Annotated in this window: 22 protein-coding genes; 6 read left to right on the top strand and 16 right to left on the bottom strand. The window is 66.1% G+C overall.

The window, feature by feature from the left end; all coding sequences use genetic code 11:
• Nucleotides 1-29 precede the first annotated feature (29 nt).
• The 3 genes from A5892_RS18235 to A5892_RS18225 form a co-directional block, all read right to left on the bottom strand.
• On the bottom strand, nucleotides 30-866 hold the full coding sequence (locus A5892_RS18235) for an ABC transporter permease (protein ID WP_064124608.1): 837 nt from the start codon (nucleotides 864-866) through the stop codon (nucleotides 30-32).
• Nucleotides 866-2149, bottom strand: coding sequence for a quaternary amine ABC transporter ATP-binding protein (locus A5892_RS18230; RefSeq protein WP_064124003.1), 1284 nt, complete (start codon nucleotides 2147-2149; stop codon nucleotides 866-868). The genes A5892_RS18235 and A5892_RS18230 overlap by 1 nt, the downstream gene beginning before the upstream one ends.
• Before the next feature lie 204 nt (nucleotides 2150-2353).
• The gene (locus A5892_RS18225; RefSeq protein WP_064124002.1) at nucleotides 2354-3346 is read right to left on the bottom strand and encodes an acrylyl-CoA reductase family protein; all 993 of its coding nucleotides are present in this window, start codon (nucleotides 3344-3346) and stop codon (nucleotides 2354-2356) included.
• A gap of 220 nt (nucleotides 3347-3566) precedes the next feature.
• Here A5892_RS18225 and A5892_RS18220 point away from each other — a divergent pair, with 220 nt between their 5' ends.
• On the top strand, nucleotides 3567-3953 hold the full coding sequence (locus A5892_RS18220; RefSeq protein ID WP_027348657.1) for a diacylglycerol kinase: 387 nt from the start codon (nucleotides 3567-3569) through the stop codon (nucleotides 3951-3953).
• Nucleotides 3954-3960: 7 nt separating this feature from the next.
• On the opposite strand, the gene A5892_RS18215 is transcribed toward A5892_RS18220, so the two are convergent.
• Complete coding sequence (locus A5892_RS18215) at nucleotides 3961-5373, bottom strand: aminotransferase-like domain-containing protein (RefSeq protein ID WP_064124001.1); 1413 nt, start codon at nucleotides 5371-5373, stop codon at nucleotides 3961-3963.
• Between the two features lie 163 nt (nucleotides 5374-5536).
• On the opposite strand from A5892_RS18215, the gene pdxS reads away from it, so the two are divergent.
• Complete coding sequence (pdxS, locus tag A5892_RS18210; protein WP_064124000.1) at nucleotides 5537-6469, top strand: pyridoxal 5'-phosphate synthase lyase subunit PdxS; 933 nt, start codon at nucleotides 5537-5539, stop codon at nucleotides 6467-6469.
• A 2-nt stretch (nucleotides 6470-6471) separates the two neighbouring features.
• Entirely contained in the window at nucleotides 6472-7038 is a 567-nt protein-coding gene (pdxT, locus tag A5892_RS18205) for a pyridoxal 5'-phosphate synthase glutaminase subunit PdxT (RefSeq protein ID WP_064123999.1), read from the top strand.
• Nucleotides 7039-7057: 19 nt separating this feature from the next.
• On the opposite strand, the gene A5892_RS18200 is transcribed toward pdxT, so the two are convergent.
• Genes A5892_RS18200 through A5892_RS18195 form a run of 3 tightly spaced genes read right to left on the bottom strand, consistent with a single transcriptional unit; the run spans nucleotide 7058 to nucleotide 10125 of the window.
• Complete coding sequence (locus A5892_RS18200; RefSeq protein ID WP_064123998.1) at nucleotides 7058-8887, bottom strand: SLC13 family permease; 1830 nt, start codon at nucleotides 8885-8887, stop codon at nucleotides 7058-7060.
• Nucleotides 8884-9012, bottom strand: a complete 129-nt coding sequence (locus A5892_RS20935; protein ID WP_263281388.1) for a hypothetical protein — start codon at nucleotides 9010-9012, stop codon at nucleotides 8884-8886. Before A5892_RS20935 ends, A5892_RS18200 begins: the two co-directional genes overlap by 4 nt.
• A 48-nt stretch (nucleotides 9013-9060) precedes the next feature.
• A complete protein-coding gene (locus A5892_RS18195) occupies nucleotides 9061-10125 on the bottom strand; it encodes an AbrB family transcriptional regulator (RefSeq protein ID WP_223302729.1) in 1065 nt (354 codons plus the stop codon).
• 186 nt (nucleotides 10126-10311) lie between these two features.
• Between A5892_RS18195 and A5892_RS18190 the strand changes: the two genes are divergently transcribed.
• Nucleotides 10312-11328 carry an ABC transporter substrate-binding protein gene (locus tag A5892_RS18190; protein WP_190295633.1) on the top strand — a complete coding sequence of 339 codons (1017 nt, stop codon included), beginning with the start codon at nucleotides 10312-10314 and terminating at the stop codon, nucleotides 11326-11328.
• A gap of 5 nt (nucleotides 11329-11333) precedes the next feature.
• Entirely contained in the window at nucleotides 11334-11846 is a 513-nt protein-coding gene (locus tag A5892_RS18185) for a nucleoside deaminase (RefSeq protein ID WP_064123995.1), read from the top strand.
• 31 nt (nucleotides 11847-11877) lie between these two features.
• Here A5892_RS18185 and A5892_RS18180 read toward each other — a convergent pair whose 3' ends face one another.
• The 9 genes from A5892_RS18180 to A5892_RS18140 form a co-directional block, all read right to left on the bottom strand.
• A complete protein-coding gene (locus tag A5892_RS18180) occupies nucleotides 11878-12813 on the bottom strand; it encodes a LysR family transcriptional regulator (RefSeq protein ID WP_064123994.1) in 936 nt (311 codons plus the stop codon).
• Between the two features lie 16 nt (nucleotides 12814-12829).
• Entirely contained in the window at nucleotides 12830-13354 is a 525-nt protein-coding gene (locus A5892_RS18175; protein ID WP_064123993.1) for a nucleoside deaminase, read from the bottom strand.
• Nucleotides 13355-13364: 10 nt separating this feature from the next.
• Nucleotides 13365-14378: an ABC transporter substrate-binding protein gene (locus A5892_RS18170; RefSeq protein ID WP_064123992.1), complete on the bottom strand. Its 1014-nt coding sequence runs from the start codon at nucleotides 14376-14378 to the stop codon at nucleotides 13365-13367.
• A 17-nt stretch (nucleotides 14379-14395) separates the two neighbouring features.
• Nucleotides 14396-14881: a nucleoside 2-deoxyribosyltransferase gene (locus A5892_RS18165; protein WP_064123991.1), complete on the bottom strand. Its 486-nt coding sequence runs from the start codon at nucleotides 14879-14881 to the stop codon at nucleotides 14396-14398.
• On the bottom strand, nucleotides 14874-15641 hold the full coding sequence (locus A5892_RS18160) for an ABC transporter permease (RefSeq protein ID WP_064123990.1): 768 nt from the start codon (nucleotides 15639-15641) through the stop codon (nucleotides 14874-14876). Before A5892_RS18160 ends, A5892_RS18165 begins: the two co-directional genes overlap by 8 nt.
• A complete protein-coding gene (locus A5892_RS18155) occupies nucleotides 15638-16456 on the bottom strand; it encodes an ABC transporter ATP-binding protein (RefSeq protein ID WP_064123989.1) in 819 nt (272 codons plus the stop codon). Before A5892_RS18155 ends, A5892_RS18160 begins: the two co-directional genes overlap by 4 nt.
• Complete coding sequence (locus A5892_RS18150) at nucleotides 16453-17487, bottom strand: ABC transporter substrate-binding protein (RefSeq protein ID WP_064123988.1); 1035 nt, start codon at nucleotides 17485-17487, stop codon at nucleotides 16453-16455. The genes A5892_RS18155 and A5892_RS18150 overlap by 4 nt, the downstream gene beginning before the upstream one ends.
• 366 nt (nucleotides 17488-17853) lie before the next feature.
• Entirely contained in the window at nucleotides 17854-18762 is a 909-nt protein-coding gene (locus A5892_RS18145) for a response regulator transcription factor (protein ID WP_064123987.1), read from the bottom strand.
• Entirely contained in the window at nucleotides 18759-22139 is a 3381-nt protein-coding gene (locus A5892_RS18140) for a hybrid sensor histidine kinase/response regulator (protein ID WP_223302728.1), read from the bottom strand. Before A5892_RS18140 ends, A5892_RS18145 begins: the two co-directional genes overlap by 4 nt.
• Nucleotides 22140-22529: 390 nt before the next feature.
• Here A5892_RS18140 and urtA point away from each other — a divergent pair, with 390 nt between their 5' ends.
• The gene (gene urtA / locus A5892_RS18135; RefSeq protein WP_082890551.1) at nucleotides 22530-23780 is read left to right on the top strand and encodes an urea ABC transporter substrate-binding protein; all 1251 of its coding nucleotides are present in this window, start codon (nucleotides 22530-22532) and stop codon (nucleotides 23778-23780) included.
• Nucleotides 23781-23793 lie beyond the last annotated feature (13 nt).

Raw genomic sequence — 23793 nt, 5'->3', positions numbered from 1 at the left:
TCCTTGCTCTTGGTTGTGATTGCGCGGCTTCATCGCGCGGCTTCGCGCCCCTTCATCGCCTGGGTGATGCGGTCGAGCAGCATCGCCAGGATCACTACCGCGATGCCGGCCTCGAAGCCGGCACCGGGCTGGAGCCGCTGGATCGCGCTCCAGACCTCCGCGCCGAGGCCGTTGGCGCCGATCATCGCGGCGATCACTACCATCGACAGCGCCAGCATGATGGTCTGGTTGATGCCCGCCATCACGGTCGGCAGTGCCAAGGGCAGCTGCAGCTTGAGCAGTTTCTGCATCCGGGTGGAGCCGAAGGCGTCAGCGGCTTCGGCGAGTTCGGTGGGCACCTGGCGGATGCCGAGTGCGGTGAAGCGGATCGCCGGTGGCATCGAGAAGATCACCGTGGCGAAGATCGCTGACACCGCGCCGATGCCGAAGAACGGAATCGCCGGGATCAGGTAGACGAACGCCGGCATGGTCTGCATGAAGTCGAGGATCGGCATCACCACGCGGTTGAAGCCGTCCGAGAGCGCGGCGAGCACTCCGATCGGCAGGGCGATGACGATCGCGACCAGGGTCGCGATCACCACCAGGCTCAGCGATTGGATGGTCGGCTGCCAGAGACCCAGGTTCCAGATCAGCGAGAGCCCGAGGATCGCGAAGACACCCAGCCGGTAGCCTGATATCCGCCAGCAGAGCAGGGCGATCACCACGATCATCGCCCAGGGGGGCACCGACATCAGCAGGTCGTTGAGCGATGAAATGTTGCTGCGGGTAAAGCGTGAAATCGCCCGGGTGACATGCGAATAGTGGCCGGTGAGGAAGTCGAGGCCAGCTTCGATCCAACCGCCGAGAGGGATGCGTGGCACGTCGATCATGATGAGACTCCTGTGGCCGAGGGGCCGTCGAGCGGTGCCAGGCTGGGCGCCGGTTCGGGGGAAGGTGCTTCACGGCCGACCTCGGCGAGCTGGGCCAGTACCGCGCCGCGCACCACTACACCGCGTAGCCGGCCCTCGCCATCGACCACGGCGATCGGGTAGTTGCGTTTGTTGAACATCGGGAAGAGGTGGTGGAGCGGCTCTGCGGGCAGCACGCGCGGTACCTCGCGCTCGATCAAAGTCGCCAGCGGCGGTGCCTCCCCCGCGCAGGCGCGGACCAAAGCGCCTCGCTCGAGAATGCCGGCGAGCCGCTGCTCGTCGTCGACCACATAGAGGGTATCGACACCGCCCTCGTCCATCCGCGCGAGCGCTTCGCCCGGCGTCGCGTCGAGGGTGATCGGGGCCACGGGGCGTCGCATCGCGGCCTGTGCGGTCAGCACCCGGCTCATGTCGACCCCTTCGACGAAGCGCTCGACGTAGGCGTTGGCGGGGTGGGTGAGGATCTCTTCGGGCGTGCCGACCTGCACGATCTCGCCATCCTTGAGCAGGATGATCCGATCGCCGATGTTGAGCGCCTCATCGAGGTCGTGGGTGATGAACACGATGGTCTTGTCGAGCTCGCGCTGCAGCCCGACCAGCTCCTGCTGCATGTCGCGGCGGATCAGCGGGTCGAGGGCGGAGAACGCCTCGTCCATCAGCATCACGCTCGAGTCGCTGGCCAGCGCCCGGGCGAGGCCGACGCGCTGTTGCATGCCGCCGGAGAGCTGGCGTGGATAGGCGTCCTTCCACTCCTCGAGGCCGACCCGCTTGAGCGCGTCGAGCGCCTTCTCCTGGCGCTGGGCCTTGGGCATGCCCCGAATTTCGAGGGCGTACTCGGCGTTGGCCAGCACGCTGCGGTGGGGGAACAGGGCGAAATGCTGGAACACCATCGAGAAATGGCGGCGCCTGCACTCGCGCAGGCGCTTGGTGTCCATCCTGGTGATCTCGTCGCCTTCGATCGAGATCTCGCCCTCGCTCGGTTCGATCAAGCGGTTGAGGCAGCGGATCAGGGTCGATTTGCCCGAGCCGGAAAGCCCCATGATCACCAGCAGCTCGCCGCTTCTGACCTCGAAGTCGATGTTGGACAGGCCAAGGGTGTCGCCGGTGCGCTCGAGGATCGCTGCGCGATCGAGGCCCTGGTCGCGCAGCGCCAGGGCGCGGTCGGGATGCTTGCCGAACACCTTGCTCAGCTTGCGCACCCTGATCCTGACCTCGTCTTGCGATTGCGGATCGTCGCTCATGACAGATTGCCTTGCTGGATCGATGCGTCATCCCCTCGAGGCACGACAGCGCGGCTCGGGTGACGGAATTTCTTTCTCGCTCAAGGGGTTGTCATCGATTCTTGGATTTCGGAACGAGCGATCCATCATAGGTATTTATGGAATTCGATTCAAATCGAAACAAAATGTGTAATTAAGGTGCTGGTGGCGATCAGCCTGCGCTCATCAGCCAGGAACGACCAAGTGGCGGCCATGCAGCTTGCCTTCGATCATCTGGTTCGATGCCTGCTCGAGCTGGTCGAGCGTCAGCGTGCCCGCGTCGATCTCAGCGAAGCGGGCGGCGGGCAGCCTGGCGAGCCTGTCCCAGGCCTCGAGGCGCAGGGCGTACGGGGTTTCGACGCTATTGATGCCGAGCAGCGATACGCCGCGCAGGATGAAGGGAGCCACTGTGGTGGCGAGTGTCATGCCCGCGGCGAGTCCGATCGCCGCGACCGCGCCCTCGGGGCGGATCCGCGGCAGGATGGCGGAGAGAATCTCGCCACCGGCGTTGTCCACCGCCGCTGCCCAGCGCGTTGATCCGAGCGGACGTACGTCATCGACGAATCCTTCGCGGGGCAGCACTTCGCTGGCGCCGAGCGCGCGCAGCCACTCTCGCTGCTCGGGTTTGCCGCTGAGTGCATGGACCTCATAGCCTGCCCCTGCGAGCAGGGCGATCGCCCAGGCGCCGACCCCGCCGCTGGCGCCGCTGACCAGCACCGCTCCCTGGTCGGCGGCGATCCCGGCGCGCTCGAGCTTGAGCAGCGCGAGCATCGCGGTCAGCCCGGCGGTGCCGAGCAGCATCGCGCGACGCGCGTCGAGCCCCTCGGGCAGCGGTACCAGCCAGTCGGGATCGACGGCCATGCGCTCGGCATAGCCACCCCAATGGCGCTCACCGATGCCCCAGCCGGTCGCCACCACCTGGCTACCCTCCGGGTAGCGCGGGTCGTTTGATTCGATCACCCGGCCTGCCGCGTCGATACCCGGTACCATCGGAAACCGGCGCACGATCTTGCCGCGGCCGCTGACCGCCAGGGCGTCTTTGTAGTTGAGCGCAGAGTACTCCACCGCGAGGATCACTGCGGCGTCGGGCAGCCGCTGGGCCGGCAGCCGCTCGATGCGCACGCGCGGGGCGGTTTCATCGACGAGCAGGGCGCGAAAGTGCGTCGGGGCAAGGGGCATTGAAATCTCCTGGTAGCGCGACGTGGAATGATGTCTGGTAAGCTTTTTGACTGGTATGCGGGACGCCGGTTTGGAGCCTCGGGCCCTCAGGCATCCCACCCACTAGGAATTCCAAGGTGTCGGAAATTCGCGACGCTTGCCATCAGGCATTAGGACCAAGGCCGAAGGCGCGCGCGGCGTTCGTTTCGCTCATCAATTCATGCAACGGGTCATCGCGCGGATGAAATCAGCTAACACCGGCTTCACTCGACTTCTTCATTCGACTCGCTACTCCTGGTACGGCCTGCGCTCCGGCTGGCGTTTCGAGGAGGCATTTCGGCTCGAGGTAGTACTGCTGGTGGTGCTGTTCCCCGCCACCTTCTGGCTCGCCCGCTCGTTCACCGACTGGCTGCTGCTGGTCGGCAGCGCGCTGCTGGTGCTGATCGTCGAGTTGCTCAACTCGGCGATCGAAGCCGTGGTCGATCGCGTCGGCAGCGAGTACCACGAGCTTTCCGGCAGGGCCAAGGATCTCGGCTCCGCCGCGGTACTGATCAGCGCGCTGTTCGCCGCCCTGGTATGGGGCGGGCTCTTGCTGGTGAGGCTCGGCTTCGCGCCGTTCGGCGGCTGAGCATCTGCTAGACGCGGCTCTGGGCCTCCATCGCTTCCTCCAGCGCGTGATAGATCTTCGGCGACTGCGACTGGGCGACATTGAAGCGCAGAAAGCGCCCGGCGCTCTGCGACAGGCTGAAGACGTTGCCCGGTGCTAGCACCACTTGCTGCTGCAACGCTCGCTGGGCCAGTCGTCCAGCGTCGAGTCCCTCCGGCAGCTGGCACCAGACGAACATCCCGCCGCGTGGCTCGATCCACGGTTCGATACCGAGCCGGCGCAGCCGCTCGAGCGTGGTGCCCATCGAGTCCGAAAGCCGTTTGCGCAGCCCCTCCATATGCTTGCGATAGGCGCCGTTGCTGAGCAGGGTATGCAGCAGCTCGGCGGAGAAGTGCCCCGACTCGAACGCGGTGGCGAGCTTCAAATCGACCAGCCCCTCGATCCATTCTCCGCGCGCGGCGATGTAGCCGACCCGCACCGAGGCGGAGAGGGTCTTCGAGAAGCTGCCGGTGTGGATCACCCGCTCGAGGCCATCGAGCGCGGCGAGCCTTGGAGAGGGGCGGGATTCGAAGTCGGCGAAGACGTCGTCCTCGATGATCTTGAGCTCGAAACGCTCGGCGAGGCGCAGCAGCCGGTGCGCTACGTCGAACGAGATCGATGCGCCCGTCGGGTTGTGCAGGGCGGCGTTGGTGATGTAGAGCTTCGGGCGGTGCTCGGCCAAGCAGTGCTCGAATGCGGCCAGATCCGGACCATGGGGGGTATAGGGCACGCTGACCACTTGGGCGCGGTGGGCGCGCAGCATCGCCTGGAAGCTGAAGTAGCAGGGGTCGTCGACCAGTACGGTATCGCCCGGCTCGAGCAGGAAACGACAGAGCAGGTCCACCGCCTGGGTGCCGGATTCGGTCAGCATCAGCCGTTCGGGTGGGGCGATCACCCCGCGTTCGCTGATCCGGTGGGAGAGCAGCTGGCGCAGCGAGGGCGAGCCCTGCGGCGTGCCGTAGGCGGTCAGCGGCGCCAGCGCCTGACGCGACAGCGCGCGCAGTGCGCGGCGAATCTCACGCTCGGGCATCCATTCCTCGGGTAGCCAGCCGCAGCCCGGCTTGAGCATGTCGGCACCGGCCTCGAGCGATTGACGCGTCACCCATACCGGGTCGATCTCGCGGTCGAGCCTGGGCCCCACTTCGCTCAGGCGTAGCGGTGGCAGCTGTTCGCCGACATAGAACCCGGAGCCGCGCCGCGCTTCGATCAGCCCCTCGGCGACCAGCCGTTCGTAGGCCTCGACCACGGTCGACTTCGATACCCCGAGCGATTCGGACTGGGCCCGGATCGACGGCAGCCGGCTGCCGGCGCTGAGGCTCCTGCCTTCGATACGCTCGCGCACTTGCGCCATTACCCGGGCCACCAGCGTCTGGCCCGGCTCTCCTCGGTGGGTCGAAGTCATCGCTGCGTTCCTTATGGCGAGTGTACTGGTCGAGCGACCAGTACGGTTCGGTTGAATCGTACTGGCACTGTACCTGTCCCGTCGGCCCGGCGTCAGCCACCATCATCGCATTCACCGCCATCCGTGCGGTGTGCTTTCCATCGCCGCCGAGGAGAACAACTAGATGCTTCCGACTTCCCCCGAAAACCAGCAGCGCGCCGAGCGCATGCGACTCAAGGTCGGTCTCGCCGAGATGCTCAAGGGCGGCGTGATCATGGACGTCTGCAACGTCGAACAGGCCGAGATCGCCGAAGCCGCCGGTGCCTGTGCGGTGATGGCGCTGGAGCGGGTGCCGGCGCAGATCCGCGCCGAGGGCGGGGTGGCGCGAATGGCCAATCCGCGGCTGATCAAGTCGATCATGGCGGCGGTGTCGATCCCGGTGATGGCCAAAGCGCGTATCGGCCACTTCGCCGAGGCCGAGGTACTGGCGAGCCTGGGGGTCGATTTCATCGACGAGAGCGAGGTGCTGACCCCGGCCGACGAAGTCCATCACATCGACAAGCACGGCTTCGAGATTCCTTTCGTCTGCGGTGCGCGCGATCTCGGCGAGGCGCTGCGGCGAATCAACGAAGGCGCGGCGATGATCCGCACCAAGGGTGAGGCCGGCACCGGCGACGTGGTCCACGCGGTCAAGCACATGCGCCAGATCATGGCCGAGATCCGAAACCTCGCCGGGATGCGCGAGGACGAGCTCTACGTCGCCGCCCGCGACCACCGGGTGCCGTTCTCGCTGCTTCAGCAAGTCGCCGCCCAAGGCCGGCTGCCGGTGCCGAACTTCTCCGCCGGCGGCATCGCCACCCCCGCGGACGCCGCGCTGATGCGAAGCCTCGGCGCAGAGGCGGTATTCGTAGGCTCAGGCATCTTCATGAGCGACGGGCGCACCTTCGCTCCTCGAGAAGAGGCCGAGCAGCGTGCCCGGGCGATCGTCCGCGCCTGCACCCACTTCGATCAGCCGGAGGTGGTCGCCGCCTGCTGCGAGGAGTGCGATGGCGCGATGAAAGGCCTTGCGGTAAGTACGCTAGCAGAGCGCGAGCTGTTCCAAGGGCGCGGCTGGTGAGCATGCGACGCATCGGCGTGCTCGCGCTCCAAGGCGCTTTCGATGCCCACCGCCGCGTACTCACGGCCCTGGGCGTCGAGGCGCCGCTGGTGCGCAATACCCGCGACCTCGAAGGGCTCGACGCCATCGTACTGCCCGGCGGCGAGTCGACCACCATGCTGCGGTTTCTCGCCCGTGACGGGCTGTTCGAGGCGCTGGGCGAGTTCGTCGCCGCAAGGCCTGCGCTGGGGACCTGCGCCGGACTGATCCTGCTCGCCCGCGAGGTCGAACCGCACCAGCCGAGCCTCGGCGCGCTCGATCTGACGGTGGCGCGTAACGCCTATGGCCGCCAGCGCGACTCAAAGGTGCTGCGCGGCGAGACTCGCCTGCCCGGCGGGCCGTTCGAGATGGTGTTCATTCGCGCTCCGAGGATCACCCTGCTCGGCGCGGGCGTGGAAGTGCTCGCCCGGCGCGGCGATGATCCGGTGCTGGTACGCCAGGGGAATGCCATCGGCTGTGCCTTCCATCCCGAACTTGGTGGCGACGATCGGGTGCATCGGCTGTTGATCGAGGCCTGTGAGTCGAACTGAGGCGAACTGGCCGATCGGCTCAAAACGGGAACAGCCAGGGCACCAGTGCCACGCCGATCGCCATCACGATTAGGGTGAAGGGGACTCCGATCTTGACGAAGTCGACGAAGCGGTAGCCGCCGGGGGCGACCACCAGGGTGTTGACCGGCGATGAGACCGGGGTCATGAACGCCGCCGAGGCGGCGAGGGTGACGATCATCGCGAAGGGATAGGGCGAGGCGTCGAGGCGCTCGGCGAGGGCGATCGCGATCGGTGCCATCAGCACCGCGGTGGCGGTGTTGGAGATGAACAGTCCGATCACCGCAGTGAGGGCGAAGAGACCAGCGAGGATGGTGCGCGGTCCGAGCCCGCCGACGGTCTCGACCAATAGTTCGACCATCAGCGCCACCCCGCCGGTTTTCTGCAGTGCGATCGCGAACGGCATCATCCCGACGATCAGGATCAGACTCGGCCAATGGATCGAACGGTAGGCGCTCTGTGCATCGATGCAGCGGCTCGCCGCCATCAGCAGGCAGCCGATCAGCGCGGCGATCGCATTGGGCACCGCGTTTGAAACCATCAGCGCGATGGTGAGCGCCAGCGACAGCAGCGCGAGCGGTGCCTTGCGGCGACTCGGGGCAACGTCGTCGATCTCGGCGGGCAGGCCGAAGACGACGAAATCACGCGAGTCGCGCTGCAGCCGCGAGATCCTGCGCCATTCCCCCGCCACCAGCAGCACGTCGCCGTTTCTGATCGGCTCGTCGATCAACGATCCGACGAGCACTTCTCCGTTTCGTTGGATGCTGACCACGCTGAGCCCGGTGGTGCTGCGAAACGCAAGCTCGCGCAGGCTCCTGCCGAGCTTCTCCGAGTCGGGCAGCGGGGTGATTTCAGCCATGCCGATCTCCTCGACCCGATCGCTGAAATAGTCGCCGCGCAGGATCCTAGGCTCGAGCCCGCACTCGGTGCAGAACGCGCGGACGTGGTCCTCATCGGCGGCGTCGACCAGCAGTGTGTCGCGCTCGCGCAGCTCAAGGCCCGGGAACACGGCGACGATCACCCGGCGCAGCCGGCGCTTGCGCTCGATCCCGATCGCGTTGATCCCGAAGCGCTCGCGCAGCGCGAGGGTGTCCAGCGGCCGGCCGATCATCGGCGAGTCCGATCGCAGCCTGAGCCGCCAGGCGCGCCCGCTGAGGCGATAGCGCTGTATCAGCTGGTTCAGCGTGCTGCGGTTGCCCAATGGTCCTGCGACCAGTCCGCCGTCGCCCGCCAGCCAGCGGCGTGCGACCAGCATGTAGCCGACCCCCACCAGCAGCACCACAACGCCCAGCGGAGTGATCGAGAAGAAGCCGAAGCCATCGAGCCCCGCGCGCTGCAGTTCGCTGTTGACCACCAGGTTGGGCGCGGTGGCGACCAGGGTGGTCATCCCGCTGATCAGGCCGGCGAAGCTGAGCGGCATCATCAGCCGCGAGGGGGCGGTCTTGATGCGCGCGGCGACGCTGAGCACCACGGGTACGAAGATCGCGACTACGCCGGTCGAGCTCATCACCGCGCCGAGCAGCACCACGCAAGGCATCAAAAGGATCAGTAGCCGCGTTTCGCTTTGCCCCGCCCCGCGCACCAATAGCCCCCCCAGCCGATGGGCGATGCCGCTGCGCACCAGGCCTTCGCCGATCACGAACATCGCCGCGATCAGCACAACGCTTGGGTCGGAGAATCCCGCCAGCGCTTCCTCGACGCTCAGCGTGCCGCTCGCAGCCAGCGCCACGATCGCCAGCAGCGCGATCACATCCATGCGCACTCGGTCGCTGACGAACAGCACGACGGTGAAGCCGAGCAGCGCCAGTACCCAGATCAGCTCCGCGCTCATCGGCGTCGCTCTGCATCGACCGCCGCGCGCAGCGCCGGCAGGACGCGCCGTGCGCGCAGGCAGCCGGTGACTACGTGGATCGGCTGGTCAGCGCAAAAGTGGGCGGGAGAGGAGGTGTCGGGCATGGGCTCTCACGGGGGCAGTGGCGGTCGGGTTGGAAATGCCGCTCTAGGCTAGCGCTCATCGATGGCGAAGCGGGCGATCGAGCTCGCCATCCAGCGCCCGATCAGGATCACCGCGAACAGCCGCATCACCTGTAGCGCCGCGACCAGGCCGACATCCGCCTGGGTGTCGATGGCGATGATCGTCATCGAGTCCAGTCCGCCGGGGCTGGTGGCGAGATAGAGGCTCAGGTAGTCGGTGGCGATGAAATGCAGCACCAGCCAGGCCGAGAAGGCACAGAGCGCGATCAGCAGCAGCGAGGCGAAGACCATCCAGGGCAGCGAGCGCATCACGTAGCGCACCGTCGGGCGGTCGAAGCGCAGGCCGACGTAGCAGCCGATCGCGGCGTAGGCGATCGCGAGCAGCGGGGCAGGCAAATTGATCTCCACCAGTCCGAGCAGATGCAATGGAGTGGCCAGCAGCACAGGCCCCAGCAGTGCGCCCGCCGGCAGCAGCCGCTGGCCGATCAGCGAACCGACCACCAGCACCGCCAGCGAGGCGGCGACGGGAAACAGCTCGAAGCTGTAGACGCTCTCCTTGACGGCACTGCCTTCGCCTGCGCTGAAGACGTGACCGACCAGCGCACCGATCAACACTACGCAGATGACCCGCACGTACTGCATCGCGGCGACGATGCGCGGGTCTGCGTCGTTTTCCTCCGCCATCGCCACCATCGCTGCCGCCGCCCCAGGGGTGGTGCCCCAGGCGGCCGTGGTACCGGGCATCCCGCCGTAGCGTACGCTGACGACGCCGACCAGGTAGCTGAACGCCAAGGTCAGCGCGGTGGCGGCCACCATCAGCGGCCAGTGGCCGACGATGGTGGTGAGCACGGCGATGCTCAGCGTCTGGCTGATCAGCATGCCGATCGCTCCCTGGCCGAGCTTGAACCACAGCCGCGGCAGGCGAAGCGAAATACCGAGGATCGCGAGCACGATCGCCACCACCATCGGACCGATGAACTGTCCGGCAGGCATGCTCAGGGCGTCGAGGGTTTGACCAACCAGCGCGCTCAGCGCGATGAGGAGTAGCCAGCGCAAGGGGATCGGAAGACGGGATAGATCGAAGCGGGTCGCCAAGGGAGCATCTCCTGGTTGCCGGGCGATCATAGCATGCGGGTATATCCTCATCACTGCGCGGGCCGCCGGCGCTGCGCAATCGGCAGCAGGGTGCGCTCGGGGAGTCGATCTCGATCGCCTGCCCGAGCCGCTATAGTCGATCCGTTTCGCCCCTTTTCCATTCGGGACATCACTACAATGACAACGATGCCAAAAAGGACCGCCGGCGCCGCGCTGCTGGGGGTCATCCTCGCGGGGGTGGTGTTTCCTGCCCAGGCGCAGAATGCCACGCTGCGCCTCGAGCTCGGCTGGCTGCCGAGTGGCGACAAGGCCTACGTCTATACCGCCGTGGCCCAGGGTTTCTACGCTCAAGAGGGGCTCGAGGTCGAGATCAATTCCAGTCGCGGCTCGAATGACGCGCTCACCAAGCTGGCCGCCGGCAGCGCCGATGTCGCCCTGCTGGGGATGCCGGCGCTGATGGCCGCCCGGGTCGAGAACCAGCTGCCGGTCAAGGCGATCATGTCGGTGCATACCCTGCAGCCGGATGCGCTCTTCACCTATTCGGGCAGCGGTATCGACTCGCTGGCGGCGACCGTCGGCAAGCGGGTAGGGACCTCTGCGTTCACCTCTTCCAACACCCTCTGGCCAGTGATGCTCGAGCACAACGGCGTCACCCCCGACCAGGTCACTCTGGTCAAGGTCGACCCCGGCACGCTGGGGCCGATGCTGGCGCGCGGTCAGCTCGATGCGATCATCAACTGGGTACCGGACGCGCCCAGGGTCGCCCTGCTGCTCGAGCAGACCGGCCGCGAGCTGATCGCTCTGCCTTGGAGCGACGCGGGGCTCGACGGCTATGGGCAGGTGGTCGCCGCGCCCGAGGCGTTGATCGAAAGCCACCCCGAGCAGCTCGAAGGCTTCGTGCGCGCCACCTTGCGCGGGCTGGAATACGCCAACGCCCATCCCGACCAGGCGGCCCAAGCGCTGGTCGCGGCGGTGCAGGAGGCGGATGCCGAGGTGATCGAGGCCGAGTACCGAGCGGCGATCGGGCTGATCGACTCCCCCATCGCCCAGCGCGACGGGCTGGGCGCACTCAGTCCCGCGATGCTCGCTGCCAACTGGCGCTGGGTCAGCGCCTCGATGGACTACTCAACCGACCGGCTCGATCCAGACAGCGTCGTCGACCGGCGCTTTCTGGCGAATGATGCCCCACCTGTGCAGGAGTGACAGTGATGTCCGCCAACCATCCAACGCCCGGCGAAGTCACACTCTCACCGGTCGACGCCGAGTGGCTGCGCCACGCCATCGAGCTCTCGCACACCGCCCGCCAGCGCGGCAACCGTCCGTTCGGCGCGGTGATCGTGTCGCGGCAAGGGGAGGTGCTAGCCCGCGCCTGGAACAATACCTTCGAAACGCGTGACTGCACCGGCCATGCCGAGACCACGGCGGTACGCCTGGCCTCGCCGCGCTTCAGTCGCGAGACCCTCGGCGAGGCGACGCTCTACTCTTCAGCCGAGCCCTGCGTGATGTGCGCCGGGGCGATCTTCTGGGCCAACCTCCAGCGGGTGGTCTATGGCATCGATGCAGTCAGCCTGCGGCGTTTTCGCGGTGAGCGGCTCGACCAGCGGGACGTCGAGTTGTCCTGCCATGACGTGTTCGACGCATCTCCCGGGATGATCGAGTGCATCGGCCCCGCGCTGATCGGGGAGGCCGCCGCGGTGCATGAGGGCGTATGGCAGGCGTGAGCGTCGCGCCCGGCGCCCGCCCAAGCGGCGCTCACCACTGCCGGCGGTCGCCCTGGCCGCGGGCGATGATCTCCTCGTTGAGCGCTCGAGCGTAGGCGTCGGCGGCGACGGGGAGGAAGCGGCCGTTGCGGGCGTAGACGCCGAGGTCGCTGTAGATCGGCCCGCCGAGACGCACGGGAACGAAGGCGAGCGTCTCTTTCTCGAGCTCCTCGAGGATGCCGATCCGGGTCTGGAAGGCGATGCCGACCCCGCGCTTGGCCATTTGCTTGGCGAGCTCCACCGAGCTGACCCGGGCGACGCCGTTGGTTGGCCGCTCCTGGCCGCTGAACAAGGGAGCGACCAGCTGGTAGAGCGACAGCTCCGGGGTGGGCAGGATCATCGGATACTGGCTGCAGGTGACCAGGTTGAGCTCGGTGTGGCGGGCGAGCGGATGGTCCGGGCGCATGATCGCGCCGAGCTCGAAATGGGCGATGGCCAGCTGGCGCAGATCGGCATGGCGCTTGAGCGAGAAAGCGACGCCCAGATCGGCCTGGCCCTTGGCCAGCGCCTCGGGAATCTGCTGGGAGCCGAGGATCGCGATATCGGTCGAGATGTTCGGGTAGCGCTCGCGCATGCGCTCGATCACCGTCGGCATCAGGTCGCTGATCAGTCCTTCGACGATCGCCAGCCGCACATGGCCGCTGCGCAGGCCTCGCAGCGCGCCGAGCTCCGAGCGGGTACGCTCGGTGTCTTGCATCACTACCATCACGTGGCGGGCGAAGATCTCGCCAGCGGTGGTCAGCCTGAGTCCGCTCGGCAGGCGTTCGAACAGCGGCGCCTGGATTTCGTCCTCGAGCTTGATGATCTGCCGGCTGACCGCCGAGGAGGCGACGTTGAGCCGTCGCGCTGCCTCGCGGATCGAGCCGCAGCGGCGGACCATGTCGAAGTAGTGGATCGCGGCATTGTGCACGCGCAGGGTCTGCTTCATTGCGCTGCTCCCAGTATCAGCGGGTCGCCCAGAATTCGCGCTGCATCCGCGCGGTCTCTTCGGTCAGTTCCTCGATTGGTCCGATCAGTTCCACCGGCTTCTGGCCGTGATCGAACACGTAGCGCGAGGAGACGCTCATGGTCGGGTTCTCGCCATGCTCGCCGGTGGCCTCGAGCAGCTGGAGCTCGTGGAGACCGAACACCACCCGGCCGATGTTGGACCAGTAGATCGTGCCCGAGCACATGCAGCACGGCTCCACCGCGGTGTAGAGCGTGCAGTGCCAGAGGTAGTCGGCGCTGAAGTTGGTCGCCGCTATTCGCGCCAGGGTCGATTCGGCGTGGTTGACCGTATCGATGTTGCACTGCTCGAGCAGTACCGTCTCGTGATCCGGTGCGACCAGCACCGCGCCGAACGGATGATGGCCCAGCGTCACCGCGCGCTGGGCGACCTGGTTGGAGCGGCGCAGGTGGCGGATCATCTGCGCGCGGCTGGGGGCGCTGCGCGGCGCCCCGGTGGTTGCGACACAAGGTTCTTGAGTCATCTCGGGCTCGTCATTGAGCGGCGGTGTCGAGGAAGCGTGAATCGATCAGCGCGGCGGGATCGATCGCGTCGATCGCGTAGCCGTCGGACTCGGCGACCCACCGCCAGGTGGTAGCGAGGCGCTGAGGCTCGAAGACGCCGAGCCCGTCGGCCTGGGAAATCTCGTTGTCGATCAGTGGGAAGGAGGCGCGCAGCTGGCCCTCGAGGATCGCAGGATCGCTCTCCGGCACCACCTTGGCGAGGCCCGCCGCGGCCTGCTCGGGATGGGCGATGGAGAACTCGATCGCCTCTCGGGTGGCGGTGATGAAGCGCGCGAGCACCTCGGGGCGGGAGTCGATCATCCGCTGGCTCGCAAGCAGGCTGTAGGCGTAGCCTTCGAGGCCGTACTCGGAGAGCGGCAGCACCTTGAGCTTGCGCCCCGCGGCCTCCATCAGCGACTCGGCATCGGGCTGTTTGGTCACCCAGTTGAGGTTCATCTCGACCTGGCCCTGGGCCAGCATCGGCGCGAGGCTTGCCGGCGAAACGTTGACCATGTTCACCGCGTCGGGATCGAGCCCGGCCTGGCGCAGCACGCCGGGCCACGGGGCGCTGGTCATCGAATAGGCCATGCGTTTGCCAAGGGTCGTGGCGAGGTCGGTCACGCCCGAGCCCTCGTAGGTGAACACCGCCTCCGGCGGCTTGGAATAGATCGACATCACCGCTTTGACCGGTGCCCCGCCCTCGGCGTAGGCCTCCATCAGCGCATTGATGCCGGCGGCGCCGATGTCGGCGTTGCCGGCGGCGACCTGGGTCACCGCATCGGGCGAGCCGCGGCCGGGCGCCAGAGTGACGTCGAGCCCGGCGTCACGGTAGATGCCCTCGGCCACGCCGGCATAGAAGAACGCCTTGTCGCCGGTCGGCAGCCAGTCGAGCTGGACCCTGACCGGGTCGAGCTCGGCGGCTTGGGCTGGCAGCACGGCGAGCGGGGCTAGCAGTGTGCAGGCGGGAACGACCAGCAGGGTGGAGAGCAGGCGGCGCAAGGTCATCGAAGAACGGTCCTCGGTCATCGGGTGGTGGGTGGATGCAGGAAGAGGGCGGCGGCGTCGAGGGCGGCCGCAAGATTCGGATGCAGCGGGGCGATGATGCTTTCACTGATCATCAGGTTGTCGAAGCCGTCGAAATCCTCGATGCGCAGGCCGTCGTCGACCACCCGCGAGCGATAGTCGCCGGGGCAGTCGCTCCAGGCGAACACCGGCACTCCACGGGCGAAGGCGTAACCGATCTCCCAGATCGTGCCGGCATCGGCGGAAGGGCCGCGAAATGGCGATAGGTTCGCCACTACCAGTTCTGCCCGGTCGAGCAGCGCGAGATTCTTGTGGAAGATCGCCGCGCGCATGGCCGCGCCATCCGCCAGCGCCGGCAGGCGATTATCCATCGGTGTCATCGCCTCGAATCCGCGCGCTGACGCCTGGGCATGGGCCTGCGCGGCGAGTGTCTCCGCGTCGGGGTGGAACACCTCGGGACCGGCGAAGTAGATCCGTTCAGCCACGATGCTCGCTCCACGGGAAGAGGCGCCGCTGCAGTTGGGTGATGAGGCCGTAGAGCACCAGGCTCGAGGCGACCAGGATCACCAGTGCGGCGAAGGCGACCGCGATGCGAAACGACGAGGTGGAGTAGAGGATCAGGTAGCCGAGCCCTCTCTCGGCGGCGACGAACTCCGCCACCACCGCACCGACGATCGCCAGGGTGATCGCCACCCGCAGTGCGCTGAACAGATGCGGCAGGGCGTAGGGCATCCGGATCTGCCAGTACTCGCGATTGCGCGATGCGCGCAGCGAGCGCGAAAGCTCGGTGAACTCCGCCGGCACCGAGGCGAGTCCGGTGGCGGTCGAGATCACGATCGGGAAGAACGCGATCAGGGTGGTGATCACCACCCGGGGCAGCACCCCGGCGCCGAGGGTGACGACGATGATCGGCGCGATGGCGACGATCGGGGTCGACTGGATCACGATCAGCCATGGCATCACCACGCGGGAGACCAGCTTCGAGCGGGTGATCGCGATCGCCAGCGGCACCGCGATCGCGGTGGCGATGACGAAGCCTAGCAGGGCTACTTCCAGGGTCGCCCAGGTGTGTTCGAACCAGCGCGATGGCGACAGGGTGGTGAAGGCGACGAGGATCGCGCTCGGTGCCGGCAGCACGAAGGTGGGGACCTGGAACAGGTCGCAACCGAGCTCCCAGGCGAGTACCACGAGAATGAAGGCGATCAGCGAGGCGTAGCGCGTCGCGATCCGCTTGAGCGCGATCATGCGCGGACCCCCTCGCCACCGGCCTCGAGCGGTGCGCGGCTGAACACCTTGCGGCGGATATCGTTGGCCAGCTGGTTGTAAAGCGGATCGGACAAGGTATCCAGCGTGCGCGGACGTGCTAGTGGCACATCGATGATCTCGGCGACCCGGCCGGGACGAGCGCTCATCACCACGATGCGATCGGAGAGCAGCAGGGCCTCCTGGATCGAGTGGGTGACGAATACCACGGTCTTCGGCCTCTCGCTCCAGATCCGCAGCAGCTCGAAGCTCATTTCGTCGCGGGTCAGCGCATCGAGCGCCGAGAAGGGCTCGTCCATCAGCAGGATGTCGGGATCATGCAGCAGCGAGCGGGCGATGCCGACCCGCTGCTGCATGCCGCCGGAGAGCTCGTTGGGCCGCTTGTGGCCGAACTCCTTGAGTCCGATCATCTCCAGCAGCTCACCGGCGCGTCGCTTCTCCTCCGCGGTGACCCGGCCATACTTGTGCTTCATCGGGAAGGTAATGTTGTCGGCGACCGAGAGCCACGGCAGCAGGGTCGCCTTCTGGAACACCATGCCGATCTCGTCGCGCGGCTCGGTGACGCGCTTGCCGTAGATCGAAAGCCGACCGCTGGTCGGTAGCAACAGACCCGAGATCAGCCGCAGGATGGTCGACTTGCCGCAGCCGGAGGGGCCGATCAGCGAGACGAACTCATGGCGCTCCAGCGCCAGGTCGACGCCGTCCAGCGCAATCACCGGGCTTCCGTCGCTGGAGCGGAAGGTCTGGCCGACCCCTTCGAGAGTGATCACCGCTCGCTCGTGGGCGTCGGCACTCATTGCTCGGCTCCGAGGAAGCGGGTGTCCACCAGGCTTGTCGGGTCGAGCGCATCGCGATCGAAGTCCATCGAGTCGGCGATCCACTCCCAGGTGGTCGAGAGCAGCGCGGGATCGAAGGCACCGAGTCCGTCGCGTGCGGAGATCTCGTTGTCGATCAGCGGCAGCGAGTTGCGCAGCTCTCCCTCGAGCACGGCGAGATCCGCCTCCGGCACCGCCGCCTTGACCGCCGCCGCGGCCTGCTCCGGATGGGCGGAGGAGAATTCGATCGCGCGGCGCGAGGCCTCGACGAAGCGCCTGAGCACCTCGGGGCGCTGTTCGATGGTTCGCTCGGAAGCCATCAGCGAGAAGCCGTAGCCTTCGAGACCGAAGTCGGAGAGCGGCAGGACCTCGAGCTGCTTGCCTGCCTGGGCCAGCACCGACTCGGACTCCGGCGCCTTGGTCACCCAGTTCAGGGTCATGTCGACCCGCCCCTGCGCCAGCAGCGGCGCCATGCCGCTGGGGTCGGTACTGAGCACCGGGATCGAATCGGGGGCGATGCCATTGCGCTCGAGCACCGCCGGCCATAGCGCATTGGAGGAGGAGAAGGTCGGCATCGCGAGCCGCTTGCCGACTGCGCTTTCAAGATCGGTGATCCCCGAGCCCTCGACGGTGAAGATCGCATCCGGCGGCTTCGAGTAGATCGACATCACCGCCTTGACCGGTACACCGCCCTCCGCGGCGGCTTGCATCAGCGAGCCGATCCCGGCGGTGCCGACGTCGGCATTGCCGGCGGCGAGCTGGGTGACGGCGTCGGCCGAGCCACGGCCGGGGCGGATGGTGACCTCGAGGCCGGCATCACGGTAGAAGCCTTCGGCGACGCCTGCATAGACGAATGCCTTGTCACCGGCGGGCAGCCAGTCGAGCTGTACGCTGACCGCGTCGAGCGCGTGCGCGCTAGGGCTCAAGCCGAGCAGTAGCGAGAAGCCGAGGCCCGAGAGCAGGGCAGCGCCGGCGCTGCGACTTGGGAGCGTCGAAATATGCCGCGAAGTCATGGTGTCTCCTGATCATTGGAAATGACGATGGGCGCGTCGTTATGCCGCGATCCCGCAGATGGCGAAGGCCAGTGCAATTTGCTTACCAACTGCGCCGTGCGGGCATGGCGATGGGCGAGGGAAGAGGGCGTAACCGCGCCTAACCTCAAGGCGTTCGGATAATTGCGATTTATCGATCATGCTGATGCTGAATTGGCAGCATGGCATCATCGTGCGAGCGCAGGGAGCGAGGCGGGGTACTAAGGGTGGCTGATTGTTCCAATTTGGTGCAGTAATTTACTCGACAGTCCGTTCGCGCCTCGGTTTGGCGCTTGCGAAAGTAGCTGGATCAGCCAATGGCCGCAGAGGGCCTTCCCGGTCGCGGGCTTAGGCCGCGGTCAGGCACTGCAGGGCCATGGCCGCGGCGGCAGTGCGATTTTCCACGCCCAGTTTCCTGAATACCTGCTCCAGGTGCTTGTTCACTGTGCGTGGGCTCAAGGAGAGGATCTGGCCGATTTCCCGGTTGGTCTTGCCCTGGGCGATCCATAGCAGTACCTGCGCTTCGCGTCGGGTCAGGCGCAGCTGGGTCTGGAGCACTTCGCTCTCCTCGTCCGCGCTGTGCCTCTGCAGCCGGAAAAGGTGATCACCAGGGGCGGCCTCTCCCAGATAGCGCAGGCGTAGATCGCAAGGCAGCAGATTCAGCGCGAGCTGGTCGCCGGCTTGAGGCGCGCGCAGCAGCCACTGGCGAATGTGTTGCGACAGTCGTGCCAGGCGTTCGTGGCGTTGTTCTTCGCTGCCTCCCAGGCGGCTTTCCGCCAAGGGCGTGGCCCATCTCCAGCGGCCGGTCGTGTCGGTGGAAAACGAAGCTTGGCCAAGGTGGTCCAGCGCGATGCGCGCGCTATGGGCGAGACGGGCATTGTTCAGGTGCACGCGGATGCGCGCGATGAGCTCGCTGGGGCGTACCGGTTTGGTGACGTAGTCCACCCCTCCCGCTTCCAGGCCGCGGATGACGTCCTCCGACTCGGTGAGCCCGGTCATGAAGATCACCGGGACGGTGGCGAGATCCGGTTTTCCTTTCAGTCGACGGCAGGTTTCGAAGCCGTCCATGTTGGGCATCATCGCGTCCATGAGCACCAGATCGGGAACCATTTTCTCGGCGATGCTGATCGCCTGGGCGCCTTCCAGGGCCAATAGCGCGGTGAGTCCAGCCTGGTCCAGCGCGTGGTGGATCATGCCCAGGGAGTCCGGGGAGTCGTCCACCACCAGAATCAAATCCTTGCGGGTGGCGGCGATCATTGGTGTGGTTCCAGTAGTCGTATCAGTTCATGGAAATCGAATCGGTTCATCGCCGACTCGAGGGACATCGCCAGCGGTGCGGGGATCAGTCCACTCTGGCGCGCTTGCAGCAGGCGCTCTCGCAACCCGCGCAGATGACCGATTTCAGCGAGCGCGACCAGTTCGTCGCGTAGATCTCCGTTAAGTTCCTGCACCTCCTCGAGCGCGAGGCCGGCGGGGGCGGCGCTGCGTTCGTGCCGATGGATCCAGCCCAGCTCGAGCTGCCGGGCCAAGGTGTCGAGCAGTGCCCCCAGCTTGAACGGCTTGATCAGGTAGTCATCGTGCAGCCCTTGGGACAGGGCCGCGGCGTGATTTTCCCGGGCGCTCGCGGAGATCATCACCAACGGCGCGCGATATCCCTGCCGGCGCAGCAATCGCGCGGTTTGCCAGCCGTCCATTTGCGGCATGGCCACATCCATCAGCACCAGGTCCGGCGGGTTGTTTAATGCCAGGTCCAGGCCGCAGCGGCCATCCGGCGCTTCGATGACCTGAAATCCCAGCGGGGTCAGCATGTCGCTGATCAGGCCTCGATGGGTGGGGTCATCGTCGATCACCAGCAGTGTTTTCCGCTCGCCGCTGTAGCCGTCGATGGGGCGATCCGACGCTCGTGGCTGCGTCCCTTGGGTAAAGCTCGAGAGCATCACCGAAAGGCGGAACTCGCTGCCCTTGCCGGGCTGGCTCGAGACCTGCAGGTCGCCTCCCATGATGCCGGTCAGTAGCTGGGTGATGGTGAGTCCCAGACCGGTGCCGTTGACCGCCGGTACCCCGGGCTTACGAATCCGCTCGAACGGTCGGAAGATGCGCTGCATGTCCTCCTCGGCGATCCCTATCCCGGTGTCTTTGACGGTGAATTCCGCCACCTGATTGCGGTAGCGGAAGCTCAGCGTCACTTTGCCCCGATTGGTGAACTTGATCGCATTGGAAAGCAGGTTGATGAGTATCTGGCGCAGACGCCTTTCATCGGTGGTGACCCATTCGGGGATGCTCCCCTGGTGGTGGAATTCGAAGCCGATGCCTTTCCCCTGCGCCTGCAGGCGGAACATCGCCACCAGCTCATCGATCAGCGACCGGACGCGGACCCGGTTGCGATAGAGCTCCAGGCGCCCGGCCTCGATCTTGGATATCTCCAGCAGCCCTTCGATGAGATCCGAGAGGTGCCCCGTACTGCGGCGGATGGCGGCCACCGCCTCCCGGCGATGTTCGGGAATCAGCGGGTCGTGCTCCAGCAGCTGGGCGTAGCCGAAGGCGGCATTCAAGGGTGACCGGAGCTCGTGGCTGAGCCCGGTGAGGTAGCGGCTCTTCGCTTGATTGGCGGCTTCCGCCAGCTCCTTGGCCTTTTGCAGGGCGAGATCGGTTTTCTCGTGGGCCTTGATTTCCGCCGTCAGCATCCGGGTTTGCCGATGGGATTCCTCTTGGGCGACCACCCGGCTCTCGTGGGCGAGCACGAACAGCCAGGCCACCACGCCGCTGATGATCACCAGAATGGCGAAGACTTTTGCCAGGGTGGTGGCCATCAGTTCGCTCACTTCCGGCGTCGTGGCGGGGAGCTGGTAGAAGACCAGTGCGAAGAAGCCTGCGATCACCAGGATGATCAACATCAGCAGGCTGATGAAGTGTCCGATCCTTGAGTTGATGTGCTTGAGCGCTCGTTGCGGCAGGACCATGCCCAGCCAGTCGATCAACTGCTGCTGGAAACCCGCATGCTGCTTGCAGGCATCGTTGCAGCGCGCGTCCAGCGAGCAGCACAGTGAGCATATCGGGCTGTTGTAGGCCGGGCAGAAGGCCATGTCTTCGTCGTCGAAGTGGTGCTCGCAGATGCAGCACGGGCGGCCCCGGGTGGCGGTGGCCGGCTCCGGGGTGCGGGCGATGTAGTAGCGCCCTCGGGTATAGAGCGCGATGGCCGGAGCGGCGATGAAGGCGGTGAGCAGTGCCAGGAAGGAGGCCAGTGCCGCTGGTACCTCTCCCCACAGGCCGAGGCGTGCCGTCAAGGCTATGGCCGTGGCCAGCAGCATCGAACCGAAGCCCACTGGATTGAGATCGTAGAGGTAGGCGCGCTTGAACTCGATGTGCTTGGGGCTCAAGCCCAGCGGTTTGTTGATCACCAGGTCCGCCACCAGCGAGCCGATCCAAGCCATTGCCACCATCGAGTAGGTGCCGAGGATGGCTTCGAACGCCCGGTAGATGCCGATTTCCATCAGCACCAGGGCGATCATCACGTTGAACACCAGCCATACCACGCGACCCGGATGGCTGTGGGTGAGGCGCGAGAAGAAGTTCGACCAGGCGATCGAGCCTGCGTAGGCGTTGGTGACGTTGATCTTGAGCTGAGAGAGCACCACGAAGATGCCGGCCATCGCCATCAGCGTGGCGGGGTGGGAGGTGATGTGGCCGAAGGCCACCAGATACATGTGCATCGGCTCCTGGGCTTGGCTGCGCGACAGCCCATGGGAAAAGGCCAGTACCGCGAGAAACGAGCCGGCCAGGGCCTTGATCGCACCGACGATCGCCCAGCCGGGCCCGCCGCTCAGCATCGCCAGCCACCAGTGCAGGCGCTTGCCGGCGGTGGGCTCCGGCAGAAAGCGCAGGAAGTCGACCTGCTCGCCGATCTGCGCCACTAGTGCGAACATCACCGTCGCCCCCGCGCCGAACAGCAGCAGGTCGAATCCACCCCCTACGTTGTCGAGCCCGTCGAAGTCCGACCAGCGCCCGAGCGATGCGGGGTCCTGCATCAGGATGAAGACGAAGGGTGCCAGTTGCAGGACGATCCACAGCGGCTGGGTCCAGATCTGGAAACGGCTGATGTAGGTGATGCCATGGGTGACGATGGGGATCACCACCAGGGAGCTGATCACATAACCCCATGTGAGCGGAATGCCGAACAGCACCTCCAGCGCCAGCGCCATGATCGCCGCTTCCAGGGCGAAGAAGATGAAGGTGAAGGTGGCGTAGATCAGCGATGTCAGCGTGGAGCCCAGGTAGCCGAAGCCGGCGCCGCGGGTGAGCAGATCGATGTCCACCCCATAGCGGGACGCGTAGTAGCTCACCGGCAGGCTGAGCAGGAAGATCGCCAGGCTCACCACGATGATCGCCGCGACCGCGTTGGTGAAACCGTAGTTGAGGGTGAGCGCCCCGCCGATCGCTTCCAGGGCGAGGAAGGAAATCGCACCGAGCGCGGTATGGGCTACACGTCCGGCCGACCAGCGGCGAGCCGATTTAGCGGTGAAGCGCAGGGCGAAGTCTTCGAGGGTCTGGTTGGCTACCCACTTGTTGTAGTTTCGCCTGACACGGAAGATCCGCTGCTGGGTAGTGGTCCGTTCTCTTCCGGTTCTGTACGGCAAGGTCGTAACCCTCCGCATGATGGCGCTTTTGTTATTGTCCTTGGCCTCGGGCGTGTTGACGCTTGTTCCGAGGTCGCGCCGGCGGCGGCAAGCGGGTAAGCGTCGATACGACCCAGGTTGTCACGGAGCCGACGACTGGAGGCCGCGCCCTGGTTATAAGCGGAAAAGATCGCAGAAGCCATTAAACGACCAGGAGGCATCTCCAGTTCGCCTATGCATCTTCGTTGGGTACCTGCGAAGCCTAGGGGCTGGCGGCGCGGTGCGGTATGCGTCAAATGACGTAGTGGCCTGGAGTATTTCCCGCATGGGCCGATCAGGGCGCGGTTCCCATACTGGCTAGCCGAGGGACTCAGAGTGATTCCCATCGAAGACGCTGACCAGGGGACAACCATGAAAACAATCCAATACCCATGTTCGCCGACGCCGTGGCGCAGCCTGACGATGGGACTGATGGCACTGCCGGTGGCGCTGGCGCTGTCCACCTTCGCTCTCGCCAACCCACCTACGGAAGAGATCAATACCACCGGCCTTGCGGTCACCGACGATACGGTGCGGGTCGGTATCCTGCACTCCCTGACCGGCACCATGGCGATCAGCGAGACCGGCTCGGTGGAGGCGGAGCGGCTGGCGATCGAGCAGATCAACGCCCAGGGCGGGGTGCTGGGTCGCCAGATCGAGCCGATCATCGAGGATGGCGCCAGCGACTGGCCAACCTTCGCCGACCGTACCCGCAAGCTTCTGACCCAGGACAAGGTGGCGGCGATCTTCGGCGCTTGGACCTCCGCCTCGCGCAAGGCGATGCTACCGGTGGTGGAGCGTGAGAACGGATTGCTCTACTACCCGACCTTCTATGAAGGGCTCGAACAATCGCCCAACGTCATCTACACCGGCCAGGAAGCCACCCAGCAGATCCTCGCCGGCATCGACTGGGCGTGGAACGAGCAGGGCGCTCGCACCTTCTACCTGATCGGCTCGGACTACATCTGGCCGCGCACCTCGATGAAGATCGCGCGCATCCACATCGAGGACGTGCTCGGCGGCGAGGTGCTGGGCGAGGACTACGCACCCCTCGGCCATACCTCCTTCGGCTCCAACATCAACCGCATCCGGCTGCGCAATCCCGACGTGATCTTCGCCGCCGTGGTCGGCGGCAGCAACGTGGCGTGGTTCCGCCAGCTCAATGCCGCCGGGATCAACGCCGAGAACCAGACGCTTTTGACCATCTCGGTCACCGAGGACGAGGTGCTGGGTATCGGCGGTGAGAACGTCGAAGGCTTCTACTCCTCGATGAAGTACTTCCAGAGCCTCGACAACGACAACAACGCCGCCTTCGTCGAAGCCTTCAAGCAGCGCTGGGGCGAGGATAGCGTGATCGGCGACGTGACCCAGGCCGCCTATCTCGGCCCTTGGCTTTGGAAGGCCGGGGTGGAGAAGGCCGGCAGCTTCGATGTCGAGGCGGTCTCCGCCGCCATGGCCGACATCGAGTTGACCACTGCGCCCGAAGGCTACGTCAAGGTGCACCCGAATCGTCACCTGTGGAGCCAGACCCGGATCGGGCGCTGGAACAATGATGGCCAGGCGACGGTGGTCTGGGAGTCCGAACCGATCGAGCCCAATCCTTTCCCGGAAGGCTATCAGTAAGTCGCGCCCCTGC

Origin of the sequence: Halotalea alkalilenta, assembly GCF_001648175.1 — a bacterium.
Taxonomy (GTDB): Bacteria; Pseudomonadota; Gammaproteobacteria; order Pseudomonadales; family Halomonadaceae; genus Halotalea; species Halotalea alkalilenta_A.
This window is presented reverse-complemented; position numbering and strand designations above follow the sequence as displayed.